This window comes from Paenibacillus sp. 1781tsa1, assembly GCF_024159265.1.
Classification (GTDB): domain Bacteria; phylum Bacillota; class Bacilli; order Paenibacillales; family Paenibacillaceae; genus Paenibacillus.
Genome location: NZ_JAMYWY010000001.1, coordinates 5,638,137 through 5,657,270, shown reverse-complemented (window position 1 = coordinate 5,657,270; position 19,134 = coordinate 5,638,137). Strand labels below are relative to the sequence as shown.

At 50.5% G+C, this 19,134-nt stretch carries 12 protein-coding genes; 9 read left to right on the top strand and 3 right to left on the bottom strand.

What is annotated here, in order from left to right:
* Positions 1 to 167: 167 nt before the first annotated feature.
* Positions 168 to 953 carry an AraC family transcriptional regulator gene (locus tag NKT06_RS25425; RefSeq protein WP_105601246.1) on the top strand — a complete coding sequence of 262 codons (786 nt, stop codon included), beginning with the start codon at positions 168 to 170 and terminating at the stop codon, positions 951 to 953.
* 348 nt (positions 954 to 1,301) lie between these two features.
* On the opposite strand, the gene asd is transcribed toward NKT06_RS25425, so the two are convergent.
* Positions 1,302 to 2,093 (bottom strand): archaetidylserine decarboxylase, encoded by a 792-nt coding sequence (asd, locus tag NKT06_RS25420; RefSeq protein ID WP_253440576.1) that lies wholly within the window; start codon positions 2,091 to 2,093, stop codon positions 1,302 to 1,304.
* An 85-nt stretch (positions 2,094 to 2,178) separates the two neighbouring features.
* A complete protein-coding gene (locus tag NKT06_RS25415; RefSeq protein ID WP_253440574.1) occupies positions 2,179 to 3,306 on the bottom strand; it encodes a YheC/YheD family endospore coat-associated protein in 1,128 nt (375 codons plus the stop codon).
* 518 nt (positions 3,307 to 3,824) lie between these two features.
* On the opposite strand from NKT06_RS25415, the gene NKT06_RS25410 reads away from it, so the two are divergent.
* Positions 3,825 to 9,047: a WIAG-tail domain gene (locus NKT06_RS25410; protein WP_253440572.1), complete on the top strand. Its 5,223-nt coding sequence runs from the start codon at positions 3,825 to 3,827 to the stop codon at positions 9,045 to 9,047.
* A gap of 172 nt (positions 9,048 to 9,219) precedes the next feature.
* Here NKT06_RS25410 and NKT06_RS25405 read toward each other — a convergent pair whose 3' ends face one another.
* On the bottom strand, positions 9,220 to 10,785 hold the full coding sequence (locus NKT06_RS25405) for a M4 family metallopeptidase (RefSeq protein ID WP_253440570.1): 1,566 nt from the start codon (positions 10,783 to 10,785) through the stop codon (positions 9,220 to 9,222).
* Between the two features lie 768 nt (positions 10,786 to 11,553).
* On the opposite strand from NKT06_RS25405, the gene NKT06_RS25400 reads away from it, so the two are divergent.
* The 7 genes from NKT06_RS25400 to NKT06_RS25370 all read left to right on the top strand — a co-directional run bounded on the left by NKT06_RS25400 (position 11,554) and on the right by NKT06_RS25370 (position 19,131).
* Positions 11,554 to 12,510: a glycosyltransferase family 2 protein gene (locus NKT06_RS25400; RefSeq protein WP_253440567.1), complete on the top strand. Its 957-nt coding sequence runs from the start codon at positions 11,554 to 11,556 to the stop codon at positions 12,508 to 12,510.
* Between the two features lie 41 nt (positions 12,511 to 12,551).
* Positions 12,552 to 13,667: a glycosyltransferase family A protein gene (locus tag NKT06_RS25395; RefSeq protein WP_253440565.1), complete on the top strand. Its 1,116-nt coding sequence runs from the start codon at positions 12,552 to 12,554 to the stop codon at positions 13,665 to 13,667.
* Complete coding sequence (locus NKT06_RS25390) at positions 13,664 to 14,437, top strand: glycosyltransferase family 2 protein (protein ID WP_253440563.1); 774 nt, start codon at positions 13,664 to 13,666, stop codon at positions 14,435 to 14,437. The genes NKT06_RS25395 and NKT06_RS25390 overlap by 4 nt, the downstream gene beginning before the upstream one ends.
* Entirely contained in the window at positions 14,434 to 15,165 is a 732-nt protein-coding gene (locus NKT06_RS25385) for a sugar phosphate nucleotidyltransferase (RefSeq protein WP_253440561.1), read from the top strand. Before NKT06_RS25390 ends, NKT06_RS25385 begins: the two co-directional genes overlap by 4 nt.
* A gap of 704 nt (positions 15,166 to 15,869) precedes the next feature.
* Positions 15,870 to 16,709, top strand: a complete 840-nt coding sequence (locus tag NKT06_RS25380) for a GT-D fold domain-containing protein (protein WP_253440559.1) — start codon at positions 15,870 to 15,872, stop codon at positions 16,707 to 16,709.
* 66 nt (positions 16,710 to 16,775) lie between these two features.
* On the top strand, positions 16,776 to 18,500 hold the full coding sequence (locus NKT06_RS25375; protein WP_253440557.1) for a glycosyltransferase family 2 protein: 1,725 nt from the start codon (positions 16,776 to 16,778) through the stop codon (positions 18,498 to 18,500).
* A 352-nt stretch (positions 18,501 to 18,852) separates the two neighbouring features.
* Positions 18,853 to 19,131, top strand: coding sequence for a glutaredoxin family protein (locus NKT06_RS25370; protein ID WP_253440555.1), 279 nt, complete (start codon positions 18,853 to 18,855; stop codon positions 19,129 to 19,131).
* Positions 19,132 to 19,134: the final 3 nt, after the last annotated feature.

Sequence of the window (19,134 nt, the reverse complement as noted above, 5' to 3'; positions counted from 1 at the left end):
TAATGGGAGAAGACATTTCGCTCCTGTAAGAGCAGAGATTATATATGAGCAAGTTGTATTGCATGATGCAAGATGCTGAAATACATATGGCCTTGATTGAAGAAGTGAGATTCAGATCAGAATGATGCCATATGCAGAGAGATTAACTATCAAGGGGGAGTGGCGACATGCTGCAGGCATCGCCGTCATCATTTGTTATTTTGCCCGCTGTCGCCAAAATTGTCTGTGAACCGGGCTGGAAGTGGCAGAAGCGGGAAAAACCGATGCAAAACTATGATTTATTTTATGTATGGAGTGGTGAAGGAACGCTTGTACTGAATGACCAGTCGTATGAAGTTGGCAAGGGTAGTTGTTTTTTGTTCAGGCCAGGAGATCATCCTACTGCAACACATAATAAACAAAAACCGTTGGTACTCACGTATATTCACTTTGATGTGGACGGACCTGTGACTGATGTGCCTCAGTCCTATCGGGAGGTACAGGAAACGGTGGAATTTGAGCACTTGCTGGCACGTTATGTAAGACTGTTCTTATCGGATGTGTACGGACGTGATGAAGAGAGTCGATTGATTCTGAAGCAATTGATGATTCATTTGCTGCGCGCCGATACAGAAGAACCTGTGGAGAAAAAGGTAAGCAACCAGTTGTCCGATGTCATCCAGGAGGTTGCCAATTATGTGCGTCAGCATCCAGGGATTACACATCGGGTGGAAGATCTGGCTGCCCGGGCTGGCTTATCGCCCCGATACTTCTCGATCAAGTTCAAGGAATTGGTCGGATCATCGGTGCAATCTTATATTATCCGCATGCGTATTGAACGGGCGGAACATCTGCTGGTGCATACCGGCATGAATGTGACCGAAGTGGCTGATGCTCTGGGATACCGGGATATTTTCTTCTTCAGTCGTCAGTTCAAGCAGTATACAGGCAAAAGCCCGTCCGAAATTCGTTAAAATTCGGATGGGAAGAACATGACAACGTTTCAAGTCTGGAACGCAAGGGTAATTATCTAGCATTCCAGATGACCAAAAAGGGGGAACTTGTGATGAACGGAAAACGTCGGGTCCGCAACCGGGGATGCTCTACGAAGGGATGCAATATTTTCCGGAACCGTCTGCGTCGCTTCAAACCGGCAGAGGACTTGCAAGATGTGTGGTTTTGAGGAGAACTCAGTAGACCAATAACGACGGAGCGAAGCTTCGTATTGCATGTATACATGGATCAATATGAAGACATAAAGAGGATGTCGCAATACCTGGTTACAGGTGCTGCGCCATCCTCTTTATTTGCGTATGGACTCATTAGTTCTTTGGTTTTAAGCGACCAAGCAATGCTCCCATTTTGACCGAATCGCCTGGCTGTAAGCCGGGGTTTGGTTCGAATGTGCCACTCTGCGTCAGCAGAACAACGGTGGAACCGAATTCAAAATAGGCCAGATCATCGCCTTGTGCCCAGGTACTTGTGTCCGTGTCCGCATATTGTATGCTACTCACGTTCATCGCACCTACTTTGACAACCGCCACTTCACCGTAATCGTGTGCGATATACGTAATGAGCCGTTCGTTTCGACTAAGCACGGATTTCATATGGGTCAGCCCAAAGTCATTCACGGGATAAACTTTGCCCTTGATGTGTTCGCTCTCTATTTTGCGGCCGCTGACAGGTGCATGAATGCGGTGATAGTCGCGAGGGCTGAGATAGAGAACGAATCCGTACCCGTGCTTGTACTTCTCCAAATGGGGAGAATGGTTTAATAATTCAGCAAGTGTATAATTTTGTCCCTTAACATTCAGGAGTGTCCCTGCAGATATTGGACCGGCTGCCGTAATCTTGGCATCTACCGGGCTGATCAGTGCATGCTCTGAAAGTTCCAACGGGCGCATGCCCGGCTTTAACTTGCGGGTAAAGAAATCGTTCAGTGAACGGTATTCCTTCCAATCTTTCTCGGCCTCCTGAACAGGGATGTCGTAGGTCCGGACAAAATAAGGGATAAATGCCTTACTTCCCCGGCTTTTGGAGAAGGCTCCCACAGTCCGGGAGATCCATTTGCGCGAAGAAAGCTCGGTCATTAATCGCAACAGCGTTTTTGCCATGAATATCCCCCTTAGGGTTAATGCGAACTTCAAGGCCGGCAAGACCGGCCGTTCTGCATAATATTGACACAGAATGCACACGAAATCAATATGATCTCCTATCGTATGTCTGCGGTTGTCTCGGAATTCTCGAATTCTGTTCCAGCAGCAGACGCCCATAAGCCATGGGTTTGCTGTACGTTGTCTTCCAGTGTTCCGACATTCCCGCCTTGCGAAATCCGTAACGCTGATCACGTCCATTGCATTCAATAAAATAGATCTGACCGCTGCGCGTTATCCCGAGATCAAGGCCCAGATCAGCCAGATGTGGAAGACTGGCCGCTAATACCTGGGCAATTCGGAGTGCTACGAATCCGATTCTGTATTCCAGTCGAGCCAGGTCGAAGCTGGATTCTAATCCAAGGGCCTCCTCGAGCTTCATGACTTTACCACCCTGGGCGATATTGGTGACAAACGTATGAGCAGGAGCCGCTTTGGCAAACATGCCCGTAATTCCCCACAAACCATCGCTGCCACGCTGTACGGATACCCGCAGATCGACCGGTCTGCCCTCATAACGAACCAGTGGGATACGCTCTTCAATGAGGTAGGCATAACGAAAGATCCGCCTTAGGGTGGAGGAAGGAAGCTGTCCTTTGCTCAGTCGGAAGGTTGCCCATCCTTTGCGTGCAGCCTTCGTCTCACAGGTTAGTTTCCACTGTCCATCTCGCTCAAAGACTCGCATAATCCCATGACCGATGCTGCCGCTGCACGGTTTGATGACCAGGTCATCATAATGTTCCATCATATAGGCCAGAGATTCTGGCGTAGCTTTAACTGCATGGGGCAGGTGTTCTCGCAAGGCGAGGTCCTGATGAAGCATGTCATGAATGTGATCTTTACGGTACCGGTTGCGAACGTTGAATACCTGGATACCCTGCAACATCAGCTTGGTAATCTGATGCTGTTCCGTCCGGCGAAGCTGGAGTGATCGGTTATGAATGACGGAGGGCAATAGCATGCGCTCGCGAACATATCTGCCTTCTTTTTTTACATAGGCAAGACATGTTTTTTGATCGGAATCAATATCTTCCAGCCGCAAAAAGCAGGGGGTTAATCCATAACTGGCTGCTGCCTGTTCATAATTCGCGAGTGATTCCTGACCGGTCCTTCCGGCCGGTATCCCCCGGTACATGCGTGAATCGAACATAATGCCGATCGTTTCTTGGAGCATGACCGTTCCTCCTTCGATGTTATCGCGACCATGGATCGTCCATTCATGGAATGCCGGCCTGTCACCGCATGGCTCAGACATCGCGATAACCCAGACCGGTGTGTAAGTGCATCGCTATGCACGAGCGTTAGCTCAGGTCATGTCTGAAAACTCCGAAGGAAGCAGGTTTTACCGAATTTTCGTTCCAAGCAAGGAAGTTTTCCGCAGGCGTGCCGGAGCACATCAAGGGAAAGTGACGCAGCAGGGGGTGAAAAGACGGTGAAAGATGTACTTCTTCAGCGAGTTCTCAGACACGACATAGACATAATATTCTATGACATGACTGGGACGGGGGCGTGGACAGCCGCCTTTCCTCTACCATCCTGACACGCCTATTTCCACGAAGATCATCAAACCTTCCTGTCTTGATGCCTATACATTGTTGCTTTGGCTTCCGCAAAAGTCAGAAATGAAGTGGCAGATGCCCATATGGAAGCATATGATGCCGGAGACGAACGTTAGAGGAAGGAGCAAGCTGCATGAGTAAAAATGGCAAAAAGAAGGTTCCAACGCCGAAACTGCGGCATGTGAGCCCGAAATACAAGGAATTGGAACTGACTGATCGCCGGGCAGACAAGATGAATTCAGGTTTCACTATGAATAGGGAAGAACGCTTGAATACGAATAAAAGGGATTCAAAGGCTGTTCAGGAATCGGAAGAATTCCTATACGAATCAACGGAACTACCTGCTACAACGAACGAGCTGGAAGAGCTGGAGATCACATCCAAAATCAAGCCGGAACCTGTAGAGTCTGATCGCAAGGAAGTAGAGACACAAGATAGCTTGGAAAAGCAGATTCAAGTTAGCAGCGTGGCTCCACCTGCTCTGGTAGAAGAGCAGGACATCAACAAGCAGGAGATAACAAGCAAGGATCGGCTTGAGATCCTGAACCAGAACCAAATGCCGGGTCATACTGGACATTACATCTACACGGATGACTTGAGTGAATTTGCTGTTACGGAGAGCAAACTGGCTCCTTTCTCTGTGGATGCCTCGAAGCTGAAACCGGATGCGGTCGGCAGTGAAGCGTTGCAGGATTATGCAGTGACCAGCATTCACATTGCAGACGGGGCCATTGTTTCGGCGAAACTTGCCGAAGCGTCGGTATCTGAGGAGCACCTGATTGACGGCTCTGTGTCTGGACAAAAAATACGAAATGCTTCTATTGCCGGTGAGAAAATCAGAGATGGCAGTATTACTTCTCAGAAGCTTGGCAACCAGGTCATCGATTCGACCAAAATTGCCGATGGTTCCATCGGCACAAGACATCTCAGCCGCATGCTGGTAACGGAAGAATTAATCAAAAATCATGCCGTGACTGGAGACAAAATCGCGATTAGCGGCGTGGATACAAGGCATCTCACGGGAGGAGCTGTGAATACCTCCAAGCTGGCTGACGATGCAGTGACTACATCCAAAATTCGTGAGTCTGCTGTCACAGGCAGCAAAATCGAAGAACTGTCCATCGAGTCTCAACATATCCAAGCAGGTGCTGTTAAACAGACACATCTGGCAGAAGGATCTGTCGGTCGTTCACAACTATTAAATGGAAGTATTGGAAGTGACCAGATAGAGGATGGGTCCATACAAACAAGACATCTAGCTGAGGGTTCACTAAGTGGAAGACATCTACTGGATGGTTCAATCGGTTCAAGCCAGATTCGCGCTCATTCCGTTGGCAAGGATCAGATTGGCAATGGAGAAGTGGGCAGTGAACATTTGACGGAAGGTGCAGTAACGAGCAGCAAACTGGCAGACCAGTCTGTTGGAACAGCAAAGTTGCTGGAGCAGTCCATTACGGCCTCCAAGATCGCGGATCAAAGTGTCATTTCTTCCAAAATTGCGGATGAATCCGTGCAGGGTAAACATCTTGCCAAAGGGTCCATTCGTGCGGAACACATTGCAAATCGGGGAATCACGCCAGTACATGTGGATAATTCCGCAATTCACTCCATTCACATTGCAAGTGGAAGCATCGAGGCAACTCATCTATCTACCGGAAGTGTGTCCGGAGATGCTCTTGCAGATGGCGTGGTGAGTGAGCGGCATCTTGCAGAGTCCGCCGTAGGTACGTATGAATTGCAGGATGCTGCGGTTACAGACGTTAAGCTCGCGGATGGAAGTGTGACAACAGAAAAGCTTGGAACGGCATCGGTTAATAGCAGGGCGCTTGCCCCGGGAAGTGTCATATCCTCACATCTTGCAAGTGGTGGAGTCACAGGCACACATCTGGCTCCAGGGAGTGTGGGTTCCGAGGCCCTGAGACCTTATGCAGTGAAATCAGATCACCTGACGGAACATGCCGTAGGGGCACCTCATCTTCAACCAGGCAGTGTTGAAACGGATGCTATTGCACGGGCGGCAGTCACAACAGACAAATTGGCTCCTGGTAGTATAACTTCAGCCCAGCTGGCTGGTGGGTCCATTTTTCCGCCTCATCTAACAGATCATGCAGTTACCTCCCCTAAGCTCTCGCCAGAGAGTGTTGCCACAGATAAACTGGCAGATTTTGCTGTTACGTCGGCTAAACTGGCAGACGGGAGTGTGACTTCTTCCAAAATTATGGCAGAAAGTATTAACGCCAAACATATTCCAGCAGGAACGATTCGCGGATATCACCTGAAGCAGCATGCCGTTTCCCTGGAACATTTGTCAGAAGAAATACGCTCACCGGAACTTTTCGCTGATGGCAGTATTACGGGCAACAAACTTCGGCATGGCTCCATAAATGCGGACCATTTGACAGCAGACTCGGTATCCGGAACAGAACTGCAACAGGCTGCTGTAGGTAGCGAGCACTTGCAGCCATCCGTTGTACAATCCGTGCATCTGGCTGAAGGCAGCGTGAAATCTGACCATTTGGGAACTCAAGTTGTAGGCTCCCAGCATCTGAAGGCAGACATCATTCATGAGGAGCATATTGCTGAACAGGTGGTCACATCCCATCACTTGGCACCTGGATCTGTGGAAACAGACCATCTGGCCCCTTTATCCATTACAGCGGCGCATCTTCAGCCAGGTTTGATCAGTGGTTTGCATCTTCAGGCAGAGTCAACAAGTGCTGTTCACCTGCAGCAAGGAGCCGTACATTCCCGTCATATTCAAGATGGTGAAATTCTGCCTCATCATATCCATGAACGCAGCATCGGAACATCTCATCTGGAAGAAGAAGCGGTAAGTACGATTATTTTGCAGGATGAATCTGTAACCCGATCCAAACTAGCAAGTGCTAGTGTTGATGGCAGCAAATTAGCCGCAGGTGCAGTATCGGCTACTCACATTGCCAACGAAAGTGTGCAAACCCGTCATATCCAAGAAGGAGCGATCCTGGCTGATCATATTCAAGAGTACAGTATTGGCTCAATTCATCTGGATGAGGAGTCTGTAAGTACGGTTCATTTGCAAAATGGATCTGTAACGAGTGCCAAACTGGCGGACGGCAGTATAAACGGCAGCAAGTTACTCGAAGGTACGGTATCGGGGATTCATATTGCATCCGAAAGCGTGGAATCCGCGCATATTCAAGCAGATGCCATTCATGCTGACCATATTCAGGAGCGCAGCATCGGCACAACCCATCTGGAAGAGGAAGCAGTAAGTGCCATTCATCTGCAAAATGGGTCCGTCATCAGTGCCAAACTGGCCGACAGCAGTGTAACCGGCAGCAAGTTGCTCGAAGATGCGGTGTCGGGAATCCATATCGCATCCGAAAGTGTGCAATCCCGCCATATCCAGGAAGGAGCGATCCTGGCTGACCATATTCAGGAGCACAGCATCGGCATGCTTCACTTGGAAGAAGAAGCGGTAAGTGCCATTCATCTGCAAAATGGATCTGTAACAAGTACCAAGTTGGCCGACGGCAGTGTAACGGGCAGCAAGTTGCTTGAAGGAGCGGTATCGGATATCCACATGGCAGACGATAGTGTGCAATCCCGTCAGATTCAGGCAGGAGCCATTCATGCTGATCATATTCAAGAGCGGAGTATTGGCACAGCACATTTGGAAGAGGAAGCGGTAAGTGCTATTCATTTGCAAAATGGATCTGTAACGAGTGCCAAACTGGCGGACGGCAGTATAACGGGCAGCAAGTTACTTGAAGGTACGGTATCGGGGATTCATATCGCATCGGAAAGCGTGGAATCCGTGCATATTCAGGCAGGAGCCATTCATGCTGATCATATTCAGGAGCGAAGCATCGGCACAACCCATCTGGAAGAGGAAGCAGTAAGTGCGGTTCATCTGCAAAACGGGTCCGTAACAAGTGCCAAATTGGCTGACGGCAGCATAACCGGCAGCAAATTGCTCGAAGATGCTGTACTGGGGAGCCATATCGCATCCGAAAGTGTGCAAACTCGCCATATCCAGGCAGGCGCGATCCTTGCTGATCATATTCAGGAGCATAGTATCGGCACAACCCATCTTGAAGAGGAAGCAGTCAGTGCTGTTCATCTGCAAAATGGGTCCGTAACGGGGGCAAAACTGGCCGATGGCAGTGTGAGCAGCAGCAAACTGCTTGAAGATGCGGTGTCGGATGTCCATATTGCCAATGGAAGTGTGCAATCCCGTCATATCCAGGAGAGAGCCATACAGGCTGACCATATTCAGGAGCGCAGCATTGGGATCTCTCACCTCAAAGCGGAATCGGTAAGTGCGATTCACCTGCACAATGGTTCCATAACAAGTGCCAAAATGGCGGATGGCAGTGTGAACGGTAATAAATTGCTTGAAGGTGCGGTATCGGCTATCCACATTGCAGATAAAAGTGTGGAATCTCGGCATATTCAGGATGGAACGATTCATGCTGATCATATTCAAGAACGCAGTATTCGCACAACCCATCTGGAAGAGGAAGCAGTAAGCGGTGTTCATCTGCAAAATGGGTCCGTCACAAGTTCCAAATTGGCCGATGGCAGCGTGAACGGCAGCAAACTGAGTGAGCAGAGTATTACCTCTAACCACTTGAATGCGGGGATTGTAGGTCCAGCGCATTTGAGCGAAGAGATATGGAATGCGATTCGTCAGTTCAGTGGAGAAACGCTGGAGCAGTTGGCAGCGATCAAAAGACAAGAGGGATTGCTTCAAACAGAAAATGAGGTTGTACAGCAACCACAGCAGGCAATCGTTGAGGCATTACCGAGCGCTGGTCTGGAGGAACAGCAAGAGCTGATATCCCAAACAGATCAGCTTGGCGAACCATCGGCAGTTTTGTTCACGACAGAGCAGGCAGAACAGGCAGATCAGAAAGATCAGAAAGATCAGGTTCAGCAACCACAGCTTGAACGGTCACAGGAGATTGCTGGAACTACGGAGTTTATGTTAAGTGAACAATCGATTACACAAGAGCATCTGTGTAATGATGCCGTGGGCAGCAGCCAGTTGCAATCGGGTGCAGTTCAGGCCAAACATCTGGCCTTCCAACCCGTTCGCAGCGTAAGCAAGCAACCGGTTGTACAACAATTCGGAATGGAAGCTTTTGTACTGCCAGAGAGTGAAGTAAGCACAGAGGTAACCGTTGTTTTTGAAGAGTCATTTGCTTCAGAACATTATGTAATTGTTGGCATGAGCAATGATCGGGGATTCCAGATCTCCCTGCTCTCGCAAAGTGAGGACGAAGCAGTACTTGAGGTGTCGCGTACGGCAGATTGCAAACATACGTACGGGTTGTTATCATGGATTGCTGCGGGACCTTCACAAGGATAGTGCAGGTTGTTGTATCCGTAATAATGAATGACAAAAGCGGTGTCCAGAGTTGTCCGGGACACCGCTTTTCGTTGATATAAAGCTTAATCCGTTCGGACGGTGAGGGGTGTCTGAACGTTTTGTTACCATTAGGATGAGTACATGATAAGTTCAACAACATTAAAATAAGATTTTACAGGCCTACAGCTTGATACGCTTTGGTAATAGCAGTAGCTTCAGCGGAAGTTGCTCCGTACAGATCTTTGGCTGCTTGAATGGTAGCTGTTTTGGCAGCGGCAAATTTGGACGTTGGTGTCAGGTAGTTCACCAGTGTGCTGTAGAAAATCTGGATCGCTTTATCCCGGCCGATTCCGGTAACAGTCACACCATTGTGTGTTCCGCCTTGAGCTGCAAGGTAATAGGCTTTGTTGATAATACCACTGTTGATATGGACACCGCCGTTATCCTGTGTGCCTGTGTAGCGATCGCTGTATTTGTCAGGTTGACCATATAATGTAGGATTGGAGAGGGAGCGCAGTGCATCTCCTGGAATGTTAGGTGTGTAGATATCATCACCGAGCAGCCAGTTTTTGCTTTGAATCGTATTACCGAAAATATCGGCAAAGGCTTCGTTGAGTGCACCTGGTTCATTACGATATTCCAGATTGGCTGTATATTCAATGACACCATGCGTCAATTCATGACCGACAACATCCAGATCACCAGACAGGGATCGGAACGTCGTTCCATCTCCGTCACCAAAGACAATCTGTGCTCCGTTCCAGAAGGCATTATTGTAGTTGGAGCCGTAGTGTACGGTGGATCTAATCAGCAATCCGTTACCATTAATCCCGTTACGATTGAATTTGTTTTTGTAGAAATCATACGTGGCAGCTGCATGGGCGTGAGCATCTACACCTGCACGATCGGTCCATACATTATCCGAATCCGTGAGCAAGGTACCAGGCAGCGAGGAGCCATTGTTCGCTGTGTACGTTTGGATGCCATTGCCGCGAGTAGTGTCTTTCAATTGGAAGGTGCTGCCGGATTGGGTGGTTGTCAGGGTTTTGGTATCACCGAGTACACCTGTGCCTGTTCCAGTGGCAAAATTAATGAGGTCAAACTGGGATACGATACTGCCATCCACTGCATTGATGAAATATTTGGTCCGTAGAGGGGCGGGTTCCAGTACGTTTACTTCCGTAATGTAAACCAGATACGTCTGACCATCTTCTTCATGATGATAGATGTTCAATTCAGCTTGAGGTGTGATCTCTGCGGCACCAAGCTCTCCAATCCGCGAGGTTGCTTCTTCGGTTGCAATGCGAATCGCGTCTTCTCCGCTGATCTCGGCTACACCATCATTCGGAATGGCCTGCTCTTCAATCGGTGGAAGATCGCCAAGTGCGGAACTCACGGCACCAGTTTTGTCCAGGTGGACCGTCTGTTCTGCGCCATAAACCGGGATACCTTTAATATACTGTTTCAGGCGGAAGTGTCTTACGCCAGATGTATCTGTGTTTCTTTTGACAATTTTGAGCTGGGATTTCACATCGGAATTCAGGAATTGTTCCTGCTGTTCAAGGTAATTAAAGATGGTTTCATCTGTTCCACTGTTCAATGGAATACCCTCCTCAGAGGCATAAGGGGCCTGAAGTGGAATGGATTGATCAGACAATGGAGCTGCAGTAGCAGAGGATACGGAAGCGAGCAAAAGAGCTCCTCCAAGAATTGTTGGCATAACTTTGGCGAATTTCATAGTAAACTCTCCCATTCTTTAACTTATTTTTTGTTGGATAACTATCATGCCAATCTCGGTTGGAATTCCGTCTGCAACTTAGGCAGCGCGGAGCGTGGGGCTGAACCTGAAGCGTGGAATGAGACAAGAAACGATTGGAACAAAATCGGCTTGGCCTTGGCTCGGGAAGTGTGAAGTACGACACCAAACGAAAGGATAACCGTTTATTCAGTTCAGCCCGAAGGTTTAATCGTCTATTGTGTTCCTCTTTCAGAAAGCCGGGGGTTGTCCAATTGCGCAGGTAGAAGATTCGTTCACGGAAAACTGGGGTGTTCAATCCGGGTTTGCGTAAATGACGAAGGCAGTGTGTTCTGAACGGCATCACTCCTCTCAAGAGTAGAATGAATCGGTTTAACAGTTTCTGTGAATGAGGTCCTCATCTAATCAACCTAAGGTCAATAAATTCAGTCACAAAGATAAATGGGAACTTATGTTCACGATAAGGTTATTTTTGTAAATAAAACTGCTTGGAACGTATATTATCACAGTGTAAAACTTTGGAAAAGATGCAAATTTAGATTTTTTCTAAAATTGTGTCTGAAGTAGGGGAGAGGTAGCGATTTTCACATATTTTGACGTATTTTGTCTAAAATCAAGGCCTGTACCCTTGTGTTCACAGGGAGAACCTGCTTCGTACAAGGACATACGCCGTTTCCACTGCTCCACGAATACATAGAATAACGTGTACTCCCTTGGCATGCCGATGATTGAATGCGGGAGGTGAAACTGTTGCGCAAAACCCGTACCACAGCACGTTATGCAACCCGCTCAAATGTGACACGCAGAAAAACAGTGCTGAAGAAACGAAGATGGAAGTCTGGACACAAAAAGGGTACAAAGGCCTATACGTTCGTTATTCCATCCAGAAAGCTGATGTCACAGGCTAAGGATGGAGTAGAGAATGGAGCGGAAAATGGCATGAGTGATGCTCTTGCACAAAGGGATGATTCTCAGCGTCCGCTGCTCTCGGTGATTATCCCTGCTATGAATGAGGAGAAAACGATTGGCGCAGTTGTACGTGAAGCGCTGCGGATATGCCGTGATGCTGAAGTGCTTGTCATTGTGAATGGTTCAACAGACGGTACGGCTAATGCAGCCAAACGGGCTGGAGCACGAGTGCTTACGTATGCAGAAGCGCTAGGGCATGATGGAGGAAGAAAAGTAGGCGCAGAGGCGGCCTGTGGTCAGGTATTGCTTTTTACTGATGCAGATATCGCAATTCCTGCAGAGCACCTGGCACCTTATGTGAAGGCAGTGCTGAAGGGAACCGATGTGGCGCTTAACGACTACCATGGGCCGGTCACTCATCATCCTGTTCATCCGGTAGTGGAGGCCAAACACATGTTGAATAGCATACTTGGAAGATCCGATCTCCGTGGGGCATCCATGACAGCTATTCCACATGCAATAAGCCGAAAAGGACTTGAGGTCATGGGAATATTCTCACTGGAAGTTCCGCCACTCGCACAAGCCAAGGCAGTGATCGGCGGACTTCGGGTACGCGCAGTTCATCACGTACCCGTGGGTAGAATGAATGCAGTACGAATCAAGAAGCGAAGCGGACCTGATCCGTTAAGTCAAGTGGTGCTGAATGATCATATGGCAGCGATCAAATGGATTACGGATACGCTCGGTCCCCGCGGAGGTTATACTGATCTGAAACGTGTTCGCAACCTGGCGAGGTAAGCATGTCGCATCAGATGATGCAGCATGCTGGAGGTGAGGAAATGAAGGGACGTTCAGGAATTGCCCGCCGCAGGCGGACAACAACTAGACGAACGACAGCGGGAAGAACAGTCATTAACAAGCGTCATGGGAACAAGAAGCATGTAGCTATTCAAAAAACAAGAAGAAGCCGATCAACTTCGGGCCAAGTGGATCTGCACTTGATGTGGAAAGCGGGGCAAGTTGCAGGAAACGAGGCGAAGGCGAACAACACAGCATCAGACAAACACGCACGTCTCGTGTGGAATGTACACGCGGCGAACGTTACGGAGCTAAGCAACTTTGATCTAGCCCTGAAGGCAGGTAAGGCATTTATGCAGGGTTATGCCCATGCCTCGGGACATTCATTCCAGATTGTGCCGCTACCCCTTCGTCATTCGGCTGCTGCCATTGTCTGTGCCTGTAATGAGGAACACACACTGGGGCAGGTGTTATTGCAACTAAAGCGGCTGCCTCTGACGGATATCATTGTCGTACTGAATGGAACGACAGATGACAGTTTGAAACAGGTACTGAAGCAGCCTGGACTTACCGTAGTCTATGAACCGGATCGGGCAGGACATGATGTCGGGCGTGCACTTGGAGCCAAGATGACGGATGCGGAGTCGGTACTTTTTGTGGATGGAGATATGGTCGTCTCGGCTGAAGAGCTTGCACCCTTCCTGTTCGCAGTTGATCGAGGGCAGGATGTAGCGTTGAATAATCTGACGTCTTTGCTTCCTGCGTTTGCAGGGCAGGATGAGGTAAGCCGGATCAAGGCATATCTGAACCGAACATTAGGCCGGGCAGATCTCGGTTCCAATTCCATGACGGCCGTGCCCCATGCATTGTCTCGTCGCATGATTCAGACCGTGAAGCCAGCGTCACTGGCCGTTCCACCTAAGGCACAAAGCCTGGCTATTCAGCATGGAATGAGCGTATCTGCACCAAGTCAGGTGGATGTTATTCGTTCCAATCGGTTGCGTCCTGGTAACACGGGAAGTGGGAATGATGTCGCCAGATTGATCATCGGTGATCATCTAGAGGCACTGGCTACATTGCTGGGTACGGGTTGGAATCCAGCCCAGGCACATACACTCTCCCGTGCAGAAGTGGCTTACAGGAGGAACGCCAGATGACACTGACGAGTATGATTATCCCAACGTACAACGGTCTGGATCTGATTAGGCCCTGCATCGATGCCATACGTCAATACTCGGGCGATCCTGCGTCATATGAAATTATCGTTGTAGATAACGGTTCGACGGATGGAACGGCTGAATATTGCGCGTTGGAGCGAATTCGATTTGTAAGGTTCCCGGACAATCGTGGATTTCCGGCAGCGTGTAACGCTGGACTTCGTGCAGCTTGCGGGGATGAGCTGTTGCTGTTGAACAATGATGTTACGGTCACGCCCCGTTGGCTGGAGAACCTGCGAACGGCTCTGTACAGTGACGCAAGTATTGGGATCACGGGTCCTGTTACGAATTATGCAAGCGGCATCCAGCAGATTGAACTGGCGTTTCGGAACATGGAACATTTTCAGGAGTTGGCCCATTCCAATAATGTTGCGGATTCTTCAAGGTGGAGGGAAGTACGCCGGATCGTCGGTCTGTGCATGCTGATGAAACGAGATGTCGTGGAATCGGTTGGACTGCTTGACGAGGCATATTCTCCGGGACACTATGAGGATGACGATTATTGTTATAGAGCAAGATTGCAGGGATATCGCTTGCTGGTATGTGGAGATGTTCTTGTGCATCATCAGGGAAGTGCCAGCTTCCAGAAGACAGATCCGGTAGCGTGGAAACAGCTGCTTGAGCGTAATCGTTCGATTTTTATGAACAAATGGCATGTCGATCCGCTTGAATATATGGACATATCCGATGAAGGAGGGAACGTGGAATGAAAGGTGTAATTCTTGCCGGCGGAACAGGAACTAGACTGTATCCGCTGACCCGGCTCATTAACAAACATCTGCTTCCAGTCGGTAAACATCCGATGATTATGTATGGCATCGACAGGCTCCGCCAGGCAGGCATTGATGAACTATTGATTGTAATTAACAAACATTCCGCCGGTCTGTATACAGAGTATCTTGGTGGCGGAGCGGATCATGGGGTCAAGTTGACGTATCGCATTCAGGAAAAGGCAGGCGGGATTGCGGAAGCATTGGATCTGGCCACCTCCTTTATTCTTCCCGGCGAAAGATTTGTTGTGCTTCTCGGGGATAATCTCTTCAGCGACGACCTGAAGCCTTATGTGGACCGCTACATGCAGCAACCTGCGGGTACAGCACGAGTTCTGCTCAAAGAGGTGGATGATGCACGACGTTACGGGGTGCCGGTATTTGATCCCAAGCATCCAGAGCGAATCTCGTACATTGAGGAGAAGCCAAGCCAGCCAAAAACCTCTTATTGTGTGACGGGAATATACATGTATGATGATCATGTATTTAACCTGATTCGCAATATCTCGCCGTCTGCGCGCGGAGAACTTGAAATTACGGATGTGAATAATCACTACGCGTCTGCTGGCGGACTGGAATACGATATTTTGCAGAAATACTGGAGTGATGCAGGTACATTTGATTCGCTCCAGGAAGCAGCTGTCCGCATGAAAGGACAATTGCCCTAAAATGAATGCGCCTGATGCTGCCGCTGTGCGGTGCCCCATGGGAGCAGAACACCCTGCGCCGGAGCTGGAAGGATGCTCCGGCGCTTTGCGCAGCGACAATCGTGCATGCCAAAGGAGGGAATGGCGTGAGAGTAGTGACACGCACTGAGTCTGCCAGGGCCACCGTGTCAGGTAAGCCCCGGGGCATCCACCCGACCGTATTTATGGGCAGTGGTACTCCGGCAGCAGCAGGTACCGGGCCTACTGGAGTCAGAGGTGTAAAGTCAGGGAAACGCAGTACCCCGACCAAAGTGGGTACCTCTGCCGGCGCAGCGCATAAGGTCCGTGCAGGCAAAGCGAGCAGCACAGGCAGTGTTGTTGGCAGAGCAGGCAAAGCTGGCCGTGCGAGCGCGAGCAAAGCGGCAAGAGCCAGCCGCCCCGGCAAAGGCAAAGCCGGCCTGCGCCAGGCCACTGCTGGGCGCAGGCCTGCACCAGCGCGGGGCCGGCGTGCCGCTGCCCGCGCCAAGCAGCGCACGGCGATGCGCCGTGCGCCCATGCCAGCACCGCAAGCCAGCACGCCACAGGCGATGCCTGCCAGCGGTGCTGGCCCCGCCCCGCGCCAGGCGACACACCCGAAGGGTGTCGCTCCCACGGGGCGGGGAGGCGCTGCCGCCGCGCATGCGGGCAGCGCGAAGGGCTTGCCGCCTCCGCCTGCGGAGCACGCAGTGCAGGCGGAGGTCGTGCCCGGCGGCTACGCCGAGGGCTACCGCGACGGCGTATTCGCCGGCGGGGAGGCGCTGGTGGCGCAGCACATCCCGCCGGATCACATTCTGCCTGCCGTGGCGGCGGCAGATCTGATCGCGGCGGGATTCCGCCAATATGCGCCCAGCCTGACCCGGCTGTCCAGCCCGCATGAGATGGCTGGACACATCGTGGCGGCGCTGGATGCACAGCGCCCCTTGTCTGTTGTTCGCCTCGGAGATGGCGAACTGCTGACGCTGGCAGCCGATACGGTGCTGCCAGGCCAGGAAGTGCAGGAGCTGGCACCGTTTCTGCCCTATGCAGGGGTGCCATGCTCAACCCCCGACATCCGCGCCATGCTTGCGGAAGCCATTCAGGCCGCCGACTGGGTTGGCGTCCCGATCTCGCGGGCGCCCACATTCCAGGGGCTGCTCTTCCCTGTATTTCGCCACTTCGGAATCGACTGGTCCCGGCTGAAGTTGACCAGCTCCACGATCAATTACAGTCTGCACCAGTCTGGCTTGCTGCTGCCGGTGCTGCAAGGGCGCCGGGTTTTGCTTATAGGCAGCCAGGCTGCAGAGCTCGGAGCACTGCTGCATAACCGGGGGATTCATGTCACAGGCATCATTGGTTCTGTGGCGGGAGTCATAGATATTCCGAGGGTGATGCAGCTAACCGCAGAACATGCCTTCGATATCGCATTGGTGGCAGCGGGTATTCCGGCGGTTATTCTGTGTCGGCGAATTGCGGGTGAACTCGGCAAGGTCGCTCTTGATTTTGGACATTTGGCTGACAAACTGGTAAAAGGAGAGCTTCAACTCTAGTGGACCGTCCGGAGGCTGGTCAAGTGCACATTGGCCTCACGGACGAGTGGAAATGGAGGGAGCAATATGAGCACACCCGATCAACAGCGCGGGGGAGAACGTCATGGCCGCAGCAACAAGGTTAATGCTCGAAACGTCATCCGTCGAAATGGTCACAGTCATCACAACATCACGCCAAATATCAGCACTCGTAATGACAACAGTCGCAGTGAAATCAACCGGAATGGCAGCATAAACAGCGGAAAAAAAGCGGCCCGTCCTGCCACACAGCGCGATGTCTCGCGACCTGCCAAGGCCGTCCTGCATGCAGCAGGTCGTCGCTCAACGCGGAGATCCAGACGTAATGGTAGAAGCAGCCGCACAGCCAGAGCCAGGCTTTACAAACAGGGTTATCGTAGAGGATATGACGAAGGTGTCCGCCAGGGACAGAGTTCATTTGGTCTTGTTTTTGAAGGAGTTAGCATCATTATTCCCACGTACAATCAGCGGGAGTATGTGCTGCAATGTGTGTCCAGTATCGAAAAGCATACCCCTGCCCCCTTCGAAATCATTGTCGTGGATAATGGCTCCAAGGATGGAACTGCTAAGGCCATGCTCCGCAAAGGCGGCATGGTGAGGGTTGCTGCCCTGGATCAGAATCGGGGGTTTGCCGGAGGAGTTAATCATGGGCTGATGATGGCGAGAGGGCGACATATCGTCGTACTGAACAACGATACGCTGGTTACTCCGGGCTGGCTGGATAACATGATGACTTGTCTTGCCAGTGATCCGAAGATTGGTGTGGTAGGTCCGGTGACCAACTATATTGGCGGGGATCAGCAGATTGAGGTTCCATATCGTGAGGTAGGAGAGATGTGGTCTTTTGCCGCCGCACAGAATCGTCCGGATGCAGACAAACATCGAATCACTGATCGGCTGGTCGGATTCTGCTGGCTGTTCTCGCGGGAGCTGCTGGAACGGGTAGGTTATCTGGACGAAGGTTACGCAGTGGGGAATTTTGAAGATGACGACTGGATCATCCGGGTGAAGCTGGCAGGATACCAGCTTGCGGTAGCCGGTGATGCCTTTATCCATCACTTTGGAAGTGTCAGCATGAAAGCATTGGGTGAGCAGGACTTTGCAGTAGTGAACAAGGATAACGAGCAATTTTATAGTCAAAAGTGGGGAGATCCTCATGCGCTGGTTGCCGAGACGTCCCGGTTGGCGAAGCAACAATCCTCGGGTACCTCATCCGGTCAACTAGAGGACAGAGACACAAGCCCGATTGATCCGCGTCAGCGAATCTCGACGCAGGGTAGCCAAGATCCGGCACTACAGTATAGACGCAGTTGTGATTTCTACCCGGAAGGCTCGTTCCTGTCGGATGCCAAAGGTGATGTCTATACGTTAACTGGCGGTCGGCGGCGTAAGTTGAACATCCCTGTACCGCGTGGAATATCTCCTGTTCAGGTTGCCAAACCGGATCTGCTCGCCATTCCCGCCGGAGAAGCACTGATATTAGCGGGTGAAGTGCACGGCTGGCCGATGGAGGCACATCAGTTGCAGAACAAAGTGGTTCAGGGTTCTCCCCAGGTCTGGGCAGAAGGAAGTATTGTCGCCACAGTGGATGCACCTGAGATTCGATATCAGATCAGCGGAGGCAAACGGAGACGATTTGTATCGGTCTATGCCGCAGAACGTTGGGGTATACATTCCGGGCATATTCTCAGCGTGTCTGCGGACCAACTGAATTCGATGGAAGAAGGCTGGCCGATTATCGCCCCACCACAGCTCTTGAACCCGGATCTGTAATGTCAGGCGATCTGTATATGCGAATAAGCAGCATGATGCGGAATGGAAGATGCAGCGATATCCTGTGTAATCGCTCTGATTCATTCCGCATCCGAATATTACATATGAGTGGGTAGTTGGACGACTGGAGCAGAGCGATTCATTCCAGTAAAATGTTTTATCTTTCAAATTTAAAATTTAATCTTTCTATTTGGTTATAGGTTTATTCTATTAGCAGATCCATTGACGCAGGAAGGGCACAGGAGTACATTTAGAGCCATAATTCTTATTTAACAGATGGGAATTGAAGGTCTAGGGCGTTCATATTCAATCGCCCAGATCTTGATCTCAAAACTAATCAGGAGGTATGTCGATGTCATCATCAACCAAAAAAGTCGTGCTGTGGAGCAAAACAGGCTGTCATTTCTGCGGGGAAGTGAAAGCATTTCTGACAGAGCGAAACCAGCCTTTTGAGAACATTGAAGTGCAGGGTAACGACGTACTGCGTGATGTGCTTGAAGCAAAATATGGCATTCGGCATGTACCCGTTATTGAAGTGGGAGGGGACGGCAAGTTTGAAGCCTTGCTGGAACCTGATCTGGAAAAGCTGGCTGAACTTCTGGCACAACCGGACGAAGCAGCAGCGGTCTGACGG